Genomic DNA, 12,012 nt, shown 5'->3' on the forward strand with positions numbered 1-12,012 from the left:
GTATTAATCATTACCATCCCAGAACATCGATCCGCAGTCCACTTTAAGGATTTGAATGGTTACTGCTCTGCTTTCCGGAGGGCAGGAGCCTATCGGACCTGATGATGTAAGGACTAAAGTCACGGATCCTCTTTGCGCATCTTCACTACTTGGTGAGTAGGTGGTTGCCGTCGAAAAGGTGGTGCCTCCATCAAAGGTACCAGTGCCATCTGTCGTACTCCAGGTAGCAGTGGGATCTTCAGGGATAATACTTGCCCCTGCGTTAAGCGTGATCGTACCCGTTGAACAAATAGTGAAAGGGTCAGCCAACGTTATCTGAGGAGGACAATTAATGGAGTTGACGAAGACGAATGCAGGGTCCTGACTGTCGATGTCTTCGCCAGGACGGTTGTCCAGCGTTTGGTCATCATCATCAGTGCCTACACCTCCTCCCGTGTCGTTACCCACGCCTAAACCATAAGGGGAATCTCCATCTGAGGTAACCCTTAGGGCTGTCATCGTTGTAGGATCGATGTACGTGCCGGAACTGATTTCTCCGTAGTTGGTGTAATCGCCGTCACCAGAAGGATTGGAGACCTCATCTATCCGCATCCAGATACTGACTAGTGCAGTATCGCCCTGCGCCAGGGATTGCCCCGGGTTAGTAATGTTGATTCCTGCCAAAGTCGGGTTTATTACCAGACTTACGGCCGAAGCACCAGCACCTCCAACCCATCCAGTCGCCGCATTCATTCCGAAAGTCGGATCATAATGCAGGCCCGGCGGAATAATGTCGGTAATTTCTACAGCGGTTGCTGCTAACTCTCCCTGGCTTACAATACCCATATTGAATTTCACCACCTGACCAAAGACATAGGGAGGGGGAGTAGCATCTCCGTCTACGACCTTGAAAATAGCCAGGTCAAACTCCAGGTTAGGCTTGAAGCCAACATCGAAGTTATGGTTTGTAGTATCTACCTCTCCGGCCACTGTGCAGTAGGCGGGGAACGTGCCCAAACTGCCAAGTGGCTGCAGGGTCGCATCTGAATCATTCTGGTCGGGGTTGTTACCTTCCCCTACATTGTCCAGCGTCAGACAGTAATTCTCGCCACCAACCTGAATGGTATTATTGCTGGGGTTAAGCGGCTCGTCTCCACAAAAGGCGACGAAGAAACGCTCGCCGGCTTCGATGGTATCAGATACGATCCAGGTAGCGTCGTCTAATCCGTTACCGATAAAGAAGTAGTTGCCATTGGCGTCTGTTGTGGTACTTGCTACCTGCACCGGCTCACCGGAGGCAGGTTTTGTGTACAGCTTGACCATAAGACCAACCAAGGGTGGTTCACAAGGACTCTGTATGCCGTCACCGTTGGTGTCAACCCAGGCGTAGTTGCCAATCTGAATTGGGGGAGGAGAGCAAAGCAACTCCAGGTCGCCGAGGCCACCACCTTTTCCAAAGGACGGGCTTTCCCCAATCTCATACCGACGAACAGCCGTGCCGTTCGTATTACTCAGGAAGTTGACACCAATGCCACCGTTAGGGCGGAAAGGATCCCAAACCGTAGCGGCCAGTTCTCCCAATCCGGGCAACAGGGCTACCCCTCCAACCGCAGTTTCAGAAGCGCCGGCACAGCAGGCAATGAATTCTCCGTTGTAGAACTCTCCACCTCCGGGGCCCTGATTGTTAGCTGAGCCGGAAACGTTACCTGCGGTACCACCAGACTCCAATAGGTAGGTTCCGTCATCAAGGTAGGCCCGTAGGAGGTCGCCACCGGCAAGTATTTCCATATCGTACCGATCCGAACCGTCCGGTTCAAGATTAACTGCAGCATTCTGATGGCCGTAGCGATCGACGAAGGCCATAATCAAGGAACCATCAGTATCGAATTCTAGATCGGTAAGCAGCGGCTGCGGTAAGGCAAAGTTAGCCGTACAATTCGGGTTGACCCCAGCCGGGAGAGGCCAGTCGTACCAGGCAAACCACCGATTTTTTCCACCACATCCGGTATTTGGGAAACCTTTCGTGTAATTCAGTGGAATGTCCAGAATGGAGACAAAGCCGTTCGCAGGCATGGCGGGGTCAAACTGATATACGGTCGCGCTAAGGTTGTTATAATCTTGAGAAACGCTGGCATCACAGGTGACCCCTACGTAGACCTTATTTTCATAATACTTGAGGGCGAAGGGGCGGGGCGAACCACCAACGCATCCTGGGTCGGGGATCGGATAGCGGTTCGTGACCAGTTTGGTGGCAATATCAATGACCATTAACTCCTTGGTGAATAAATTCACTGAGAAAAGGGTTTTGAAATCGCTGGAGATTTCCAGGTCGCCAAGGCCTTCCTCTCCGATCTTACCGTAGGCAAGCGAATCTGAGGTAGGAGCTTCCGGCAGGCTGAGTCCGCGGCCGGCATCGTCAGGGATGGTGCCCGCATCGATACCTTGTGTACCGAGGTCCAGCCACAGTGTCGTTCCGCCGTTAGCGATGTCCGTAACGTAAATATTCTCCAGGTCGCCTTCGTTGTCGCCGTTAAAATCCGGGAGACCGGCGTGGCGCTTCAGGAAGGTGGAGCTAAACAACGTTTGAGTATTCCTTGCGTAAGCGAGGCCCCAAACGGTACCCATTTGGTCTTTGGTCCCTTCAATGGTCTGGCTCGCGGTAGCTAAACCACTACTGAGGTAAGGCCACTTAATGAGTACACTGTTATCTCCCGTAGCGGTGGTAGCTCCGGAGACAAAGCAGCTGGTCATCAATGATGGATTTGCTTCACAGTTTTCGTTCGGATCGATCACCCCGTAATCAACATCACAGTTTCCTCCCACGACGAATTGAGTGTTGGTCCCATTGTCCGCTCCTGCAACACTCGGCTGAAGGTAGGGCTGAAGTGGAGTGGAGAATTCAACGCGATATTGCTCGGTCGTATTCGTCAGCATCGGGCAACTCCAGTCGCCGTTCGCGTCCGTGTAGGTTTCACACACCAGCATGCCGTTGCAGTCGTACACTTCCACGAGTACATTCTCCTGCCCTTCGTCGTTAGTGTCGGTATCGGGACCGACACCATCGTTATCGAAGTCGTTGAAGGCAGTGCCGCCCAAACCGGTCGTACAGGGATCGGAGCAGGCGATGAGGTCGGCGGCTATTCTAGTTAAACAAAGCGGATTGTTGACGAAAGCTGCTTCGATCAATACATCGTAAGCGGGGCCTGGAACGGATACCGGACCAACCGGGATGGAGCCCGATGAGCCAGTAGTAGCGATGGGGGCTTGAGCTACGCCGCCAATAGTTACCTGGATCATATCCGTGGCTGCGTTTCCAAAGTCATAGTCCACGCTGAACGAGACCATGAAAGTGGAATTGTCGCTGCAATCAACCATCAGCGAAGATATAGCGATGGTACAGGGTGGAACCTGAATCAGGTAATCTTCGATCTCTCCGTTAGTCGCTGACCCGGTTGCGCCCAGCCCGGTATCGGTGCTGAGTCGAATCCGGACACCGAGGTCAATTCCGGGAACGGCTGTAGTTGGCACCTCGAAGGGCAGAATCACGTCTCCATTAGTGCCTGCTGGCACAGTAATAGAAACTGTTTCGTTCTCATCGTCAAAGTCGCCGTCGCCGTTCCAGTCGATGAAGCCATATAGGATGGCATCAGCGGGGATCTCCTGATTATTCCTCACGTTTACGGTGATCGGTGCTGGTTGTCCAGGATTGAAGGCCGGGAAGTTGGTAATACCATCTTCATCAGCACCATCACCGTCGGCCAGGGCGCTGGGTACGCCATCAGTATCCTCGTCAACTGTAGCTCCGATTCCAAGACCGGAAACAAGCACGTGAGACGGGCCGTTATCAGCCAGGGAGGTTGGGTAGTTGGGGGGTAAATCACCTAAATCTAGGCAAGTCTCAGTGATCACCCGGAAAGGACATGCAGAAGGATAAGGCGCTCCATCCGCATCCATAGCGGTGTAGCGGAAATTCTCCTGGCCGTCTTCCAGGCCCGCCGTCGTGCCGGACACCAATAGGGAGGCACCCGTACCGACCTCTTCGTCAGCTTCGTTGAACCAGACGACGTCCGTCAGGTTCGCCGCCGCATTGAAGGTGACCGAATTGGTGCCGCCGTTACAGAGCGTCGTCGTGGTCATAGTATCCAGTTCTACGCGCAGGCAGTTACTGAATTGTTCGCACTCCAGGCCGTCGGGCGAGGTGGCCTTGACGCGGTAGAAGGTGCGCTGGGCCGGGCTGGTGGGCGTGTAGGTCAGGCCCACCGCTCCGGGGATGTCCAGGAAGCCGAGACAGCCGATGGTGCTGCGTTGCCACTGGTAAGTAATGTTGCTTACCCCGGTGGAAAGGACGGAAACGGATAACTCCTCCCCGGCCGGATCGCTGCAAACCGGGCCAAAAATCTCCGGCGGGGTCATTTCCACGATATTGAAGCAGATGTCGATCACGTAGGGGAAACAGGCACCTCCGATGGAACCGCCGCTGAACTTGAAGCAGGAAGAGGTCGTCAACTCATCTACCGTGAAGGATAAATCACAATCGTTGAAGGTACCGCCGGTGCCTTCCGATCTGGTCCAGCCCCCCCCAGGCGTGGGCTGGGCACAGAGGCCGGAGCAGGGTAGCAGTTCGTTCAACTCGAAGGAAACACCCGCCGTGGCACAGACGGTGGTATCGATGCGTATGGAATCGAGCGTGGGGCAACATTCCTGAAGGATGCCGATGCCCTTGCCTCTGAGCGGAGGAGTTGCTGGTACTCTCAAATCACCGCGATAGGCCAGGGGCTCAGTATCAAATACCGCGATACAATCTTCGTTGGGGTTATTCTGAGAAGTGTAAAGTTGTTTGGTCTCTCGGTTATACACTATACCAAAGGCATTCCGAAAACCTGTTCCGTTTCCGGATACAGGGTCCGTAACTTGCGCGAGAATGGTCCCGTCAGGAGCAATTTTATACACCGTCCCCTGGTTCATATCTGCCAGGTAGACGTTGCCAAATTCATCTACGTCAACACCCGTTTGAGTACCCGTAATCATCGGATTATTCGTAAAGTAGGGCGTATTATAAACGGTAATACCGCTTAGTTTAAACAAAGCGGGGTCCGCAGGGAATTGATAAACAATTATTGGTTGTGCCGGTATACCCGTTCCCCCCGCTACGTACAGGTTTCCATCCTCTCCTTCGGATAATCCCCAGGAAGGGCCAATGCCGGCAAAATCCAGATAACCGACTCTTTGATTAGTACAGAGATCAAAGCATTGTACGAAATTGGCGTTGTTGACCGTAGTGTACAAATAATTGCCTTTAATGACCGTATTCGTTTGTAATACCGTAAAGGGTAATGTTTCCACGTAGGTACCGTCGCAGGTGTACTTAAAGATTTGTCGAGTTGTCGCCGACCCAATGTATAGAAAGCCGTTGGCATCGATTCCCAAACCGTGCGGACTACCAATACCTGAGGCAAATGGATCTCCGACCAGTGTCAATGAGCTATCCGCTTCTACGCGGAATTTCAGTACTGTACCTGCTCCAGGTTCATTCAGGTAGATGAAGTTATTACACGTACAGCTCAAGCACTGCTCCGGCGCCAGATACGTCACCGTATCCGCGCACATACCGCCGTTATCGCTGAAGGTAGCGATCACGCTGCGTTCCAGGCCGTTGGAGGCCACGCCGTCAATGGAGTAATCGATCGGACTGGTGAAGGGCGCGTCGAAGGTCTGCATCCCGCCGCCGAAGCCGGGGATCATGATCGTGAGGGTACCGGTGGTGGGCGGGTTCGTAACGGTGATAGTGCCGGCAACGTTGTGGCCGTTGTTATCGTTGTCGCAGTTGCCTGCACTGGCAGTAAGGGAGACAACTGAAGTCACTACCCGGAAAGGACAGGCGGAAGGATACGGTTCGCCCTCCGCGTCCAGGGCGGTGTAGCGGAAGTTCTCCTGGCCGTCTTCTAGGCCCGGGGTAAGCCCGGAGACCAGTAGGGAGGCACCGGTACCTACTTCTACGTCGGCTTCGTTGAACCAGACGACGTCGGTAAGGTCATCCGCCGCGTTGAAGGTAACGGAGTTGGTGCCGCCGTCACAAAACATCGTGGTCGTCATCGTATCCAGCTCCACCCGCAGGCAGTTACTGAACTGTTCGCACTCCAGTCCGTCGGGAGAGGTGGCCTTGACGCGGTAGAAGGTGCGTTGGGCCGGGCTGGTGGGCGTGTAGGTCAGGCCCACCGCGCCGGGGATGTCCAGGAAACCGACACAGCCGATGGTGCTGCGCTGCCACTGGTAAGTAATATTACTTACGCCGGTAGAAAGGACGGAAACGGATAACTCCTCTCCGGCCGGATCACTACAAGCATTACCGGCTATTTCTGGTGGCGTCATGTCCACGATGTTGAAGCAGATGTCGATCACGTAGGGGAAACATGCCCCTCCGATGGAACCACCGCTGAACTTGAAGCAGGAGGAGGTAGTCAATTCATCTACCGTAAAGGACAGGTCACATTCATTGAAGGTACCGCCGGTACCTTCCGATCTGGTCCAGCCACCGCTGGGGGTAGGCTGAGCACAAAGGCCTGAGCAAGGCAGTAATTTGTTCAATTCGAAGGAGACGCCGGCCCTGGCGCAGATGGTGGTATCCACCCGAACGGAATCCAGGGTAGGGCAGCATTCCTGGAGGATGCCGATACCTTTACCCGTCAGGGGAGGATTTGCGGGCACGATCAGGTCCGCTCGGTAAGTAAGATCGGCGGCGTCAAAAACGGCGATACAATCTTCATTGGCATTGTTCTGGCTGGTGTACAATTGTTGGGTCTCCCGGTTATAGACAATGCCGAAGGCATTGGCCCATCCGCTGCCGTTACCAACGCCTGGGTCAGTAACTTGAAATAGGATGGTTCCGTCGGGAGCCACTTTGTAAACCGTTCCCTGGTTAATAATCGCTAAATAAACGTTTCCGAATTCATCGACGTCGATGCCGGTCAGATTACCCACCAAGCCTGGGTTAGTGTCCCAGTAGGGCGTATCGTACACCGTGATGTCCGTCAGCTTGAAAAGCGCGGGGTCCGGCGGAAATTGATAGACAATAACGGGCTGCCCCCCTGAACCACCGGCTACGTATAGGTTGCCATCTTCTCCTTCCGATAAGCCCCAGGAACCTCCGGTACCCGCAAAATCGAGGTAACCGACCCGTTGATAGGTACAAAGATCAAAACATTGGACAAACTGAGAGTTACTGAAAGTAGTGTAAAGATAATTCCCCTTAACGACCGTATTTTGCTGCTGAACGGTAATACTCGCTGGGAGTATTTCGATAAAATCACCGTCACAGGAGTACTTATGAATCCGACCGGTAGTAAAGGAGCCGACGTAGATAAATCCGTTATTGTCTATTCCAAGGCCATGTGGGCTGCCAATGCCCGCAGCAAAAGGATCGCTAACCAGGGTTAATGTACTGTCCGCTTCCACCCGGAATTTCAGGACCGTACCGGCACCCGGCTCATTCAGATAGATGAAGTTATTGCAAACGCAACTCAAACACTGCTCCGGCGCCAGATACATCACTGTATTAGCGCACATGCCGCCGTTTTCGCTAAAGGTTGCGATCACGCTTCGTTCCAGGCCGTTGGAGGCAACGCCGTCAATGGAGTAATCAATCGGGCTGGTGAAGGGCGCGTCAAAGGTCTGCATCCCACCGCCGAAACCGGGGATCATGACGGTGAGGGTGCCGGAAGTCGGGGCACCCGTCACGCTGATGGTACCGGCCACATTGTGGCCGTTGTTGTCTGAATTACAGCCGCTGGCGCTGGCGGTGAGGGACACGAGGTTACAAATCGGGTTAAAGCCAACGTCAAAGCTATGGTCCACGCCGCCAGCGCTGGGCGTAGTGGCACTGATGGACGGGAAGCCCGCGAAGGAACCCAGGGTGCTCGGCGGGGTACCCGCCAGGGGCACGCCATCGGAATCATTGAGCGTATTGTCTGGCCCCTGGCCGACGGCAGGGGTGCCGAGCATATAGACATTATCGCCAACGGTCAGTTCGCCGGTGGTGGTATCATACTGTCCGCTACCAAACACGATTTCATAAGAGGTATTGGGGTCGAGCACCAGGGGCTGTCCCCCGGGGGTATTGGTGTCCCCTTCGGTGAAGTAGTATTCGCCGTTGGCGTCCGTCGTCGTAGTGGCGAGCAGGTCGCCGGTGACGGGGTCGAAGAGTTGGACGGTGACGCCTTCGATGGGCGTTTCCACGGAGGCCTGGATGCCGTCGGGGTTGGTGTCGGTCCAGAGATAACCACCGATTTGGACGTCTTCGGTCAATAGGGCACAGGCGAGCTCTAGGTCGCCGAGGCTGTTGCCTTTGCGGTTAGTACCGGATACGCTGTTGACGATCTCGAAGGCAGCGGTGGTTTGCCCCGTGGTGTTGCTTAATCGTCGAACTCCATTGGTGTTGGTGGTTAGCGTCGGGTCAAGTGCGGTAGCCATTACTTCGCCGCTTCCGGGCCGGAGGGCCAAGCCACCAAGAAAAGACTCGGCGTGTGCTGGGTTATTAGGGGCGTAGTCATCATTGTAAAATTCGCCCAATCCGGGGCCCTGGTTGTTGCCCGGCCCGTAACCCGTGGCAGGACCGGCTTTAGCATTGTTTTCTAAAATAAAATTACCGTTGGAAAAATAGGCACGTAGGACATCACCTCCGGCTACAATATTGTAGGGAGTCGGTCCTCCGGAAGGGTCAAGATCAAGGTAACCAATCTGTTGGGAAGTACGGTCCATAAAGCCAAGTACCATGGCACCGTCGATATCGAACTCAATGTCGGAAAGGATGGGGACGGGATAAAGAATAATCCAATTATTAGCAATTGGCCACCCTTGCCGAATGTCGGAAAAGTCATCCGTCCAGGGGTGCCAGCCCGTTCGGTCTTCGAAGGTGCTGGTTAAGTTTCCAGCAGGAAAACCTTTAGGGTAGGTGAGGGGGAAATCGAATGCCGGAGTGGCGTCGAATGCTTCAGAGGTGACGTCAAAAGAAAACACGAAGGCTTGCAGGTCCCCTTTGGAACCACCCATTGCGTCACAGACTGCTCCGACGTAAACCTTACCTTGATAGACTTTTAATGCCCAGGGGCGGAGCGTACCGGAACCGGCGCAGGCGACCGCGGGCAGGTCGAACTCCACGAGGTCGCCGCTTACCGGCGTATACGGGGTGGAGGGGTTATCGTCGTCGTCCATCCGCACGCGGCCCAGCTTACGCTCGAATAGGTTGGTGTAAAACAGGAAATTACCGTCAGGGGTCACGTCAATGTCTCCGATGCCTGCCTTTCCTACTTTGGCAAAAGCGGTAGCATCCGTGTCTGGCCCAAAATTGAGCGTAAGCCCGCGCGCTACGTCATTCCCAATAAATCCCAGTTCGGCTCCGATCGCTTCCAGGTCGACCAGGAAACTGGTGGAAGAGGCCGGGGGAGCGGTCATGTCCGTTACGAAGATGCCCCCCAGCATCCCCTCGGCTGGTGCCGTAGGGCGGTCCAACAGTCCGTTGTGCCTTTTCATGGTAGACGCTGAGTACATCACGTCCCGGTGTTTATCGTGCGCCATTCCCCACAGTGCACCGACCGCACCGATGGTCGCATAATTGGTGATCGGGCCACTTGCGGGTGCGCCATTAGACAGATAGGGAAAGCCAACTAAAGCGGAGCGGTTAGCACCACTACCCAAGTGATTACCCTTAACGTAACAGGGCACCAGTACTTGAGGATTATCCTGACAGAAAACCTCCGAGTCCGTAATGCCGATCAGGGCACCGCAGGTTGGGGCGGTAACGAACTGTACGGAGGTGCGGTTAGAGGTCCCGTTAACCGTTTGGTCAAGGCCAGCACCACCCGGGAAGTCAAATTCTACCCGGTAGCGCTCCCCGTCGGTGAGGCCACTGAAGGAATAGTTGCCAAACGCATCCGTGGTAGTGGAGGCAACCAGAGTACTGTTCGCGGCAGCATCACTGCCGTATATCCTCACAGCAACGCCAGTCTCCCGCAATAACTCTCCTGGCTGATTGATTCCATCGCGGTTATTATCGATAAAGGCGTAACCACCGACTACTCCTGAACCGCCGGCACAAGTGGTGGGTTCGCAAGCCGCCGGGGCGGTAAAGGGGACCGTTGTTTCGCACGTTACGTCACCATTAAAGTTTGCGGTGATCATTCCGGCAGCCCCGTCGGCGGGCACTTCGAAGGATACGTCCTGGGGAGATACGATGACCTGTCTACCCAAATATCCACCCGCGTAAGCTACGGTAATCATACCGGGCCGGATCGTACGGGTGACGCCACCCAGGCTGATGTTGACCACGTCGCCGGGAACGGCGTTGTTCCAGTTGACCCGGGCCTGGACCGTCGCGCTGGATTCACCATTCGCAAAATAACAACCCGTCACGTCTACGTCCAGGTCGACGGACTTGGTCAGGACGGCGCTGCTTTTCGGGATGATCTCAATGCCATGAATGATGGCGTTGACCGTTTCGGAAACCAACAAGACGCTCAGGTCATTGCCGTCCACCGTTACGTCGTAAGCCCGTGCCAGGGCCACGTATTGGCCGCCCGCCTGCGTAAAGATGTCAAAGTCGTCCTCTACTTTGGTATTCTCCAGGGTGATGTCGAATACGCGTTGGCCCGTAAAACTCGCGTTATCGGAAAAGTGCAGCACCACGGTATAGTCCCCGTTGGGCACGGGGAAGTGCATGTCCAGCGTTTGATCGAACTGTCCCCGTGCGTATAATTCCACGCTGGAAGTGGGGGGGCTATCGGAGTTGTCGGCATTACTGGCGGCAGCACCATTAGCGTAGGTACTTCCGGGCAGGTTAAAGGCCGTATAGGACGTCCATTCGCGCCCCTCGGCATCCGGGCCTAAATCCCCGCCGCCCATATTCACCCGAATCGTGTCGGGCGTCTGGTCGCAGGGGGCAAAGGGCTGGGGCAGCATTAATGCGACACCCTCCTCACATTCAGGTAGGGTAGGGGCGGCATAATACTCCTCATGATTGAGTGGTATTAGTGTCTGTACAAAAGGATTATCTCCTATATGCCAATCCTGAATAGGCCCTGAAAGTAGGGGGAGTGAAGTCGTGGATAAGAATAGTAATAGCCCTACTGCTCGTAGCATTACTATCAGCTTATCAGGTCCTGGTTTGATCAACCAGGTCTTAATAGAATAATTCATTTTTAGGTCGTTTCATGAGTAAGCAAAAAAATTGGCTAAATGCATTTCCATCAATCGGAAAAGACAGCGCCAATAGTATAAAGTCTTGGTATTGTAGATTTAAATATCAGTATCCAAACTTCCGCAGGAGTAATTGGCCCGCTACCAGAAGTATTGTTGCGTGAGCATTTAAGGGCCATTTTCGAATACACTATCGCTGGTGTAAACCAGTTTACCTAGCCGCCGATAGACGCCTTAGCCTATCGGGGCTAAGTCAAAAGGTAATTACTCGAAAAAGATGGAATAGGGGAAAGACAGGTTTGAATTCCATGAGAAGGCTTTATGTAATGAGAGACAATTAAAACAATAGACATAAATTTGAAAAGCAACAGGACAGTGCTCTTTTCAATAGACAAAACTGATAATTTAAACCTGATTTTTACAAAAAGGAGGGGGGACAGAAGAGGGTACAATTGAATAAATAGTACCCAGGACTAATAAAATTGATGGTTAACCAGCATTTTTTATTCAAAGGGTGTTTTGATGTTCCTCAGCCTTTATGCCATACAGCTTGTATTTCTTATTGGCTATCGGGCACACCATTTCCAGCCAATGCAGGAGCTGGTAGTAACAGAGAACGTTCAGTGTTTAAAATAAAACAGTCTGACAGTGTAGCAAGTAAAAAACGTCCCAACGTATGTACAACTCCTGAAGAACCGGATACAGCTAAATAAAAAAGCCCCGCCACTCCATCAAGGAGCAGCGGGGCTTCGGTACAAGGACCTCAAAGCGGCCCTAGGGGACCTTTGAGCGTCCGGTATGTGCAGTTTACTTAACCACCACCATCTTCTTAGAAGCGGTGAACTC

1 protein-coding gene is annotated in these 12,012 nt (G+C 53.7%); it reads right to left on the reverse strand.

Annotation, left to right across the window (positions count from 1 at the left end):
- Positions 1 to 3: 3 nt before the first annotated feature.
- Positions 4 to 11,166 (reverse strand): SdrD B-like domain-containing protein, encoded by an 11,163-nt coding sequence (locus tag B036_RS0111660; protein WP_083926191.1) that lies wholly within the window; start codon positions 11,164 to 11,166, stop codon positions 4 to 6.
- Positions 11,167 to 12,012: the final 846 nt, after the last annotated feature.

Source organism: Neolewinella persica DSM 23188, assembly GCF_000373105.1.
Lineage (GTDB): Bacteria > Bacteroidota > Bacteroidia > Chitinophagales > Saprospiraceae > Neolewinella > Neolewinella persica.

Coding starts and splice junctions, on each gene's coding strand:
- B036_RS0111660 (WP_083926191.1), bottom strand. CDS start 11,166: ATGAATTATTCTATTAAGACCTGGTTGATCAAACCAGGACCTGATAAG.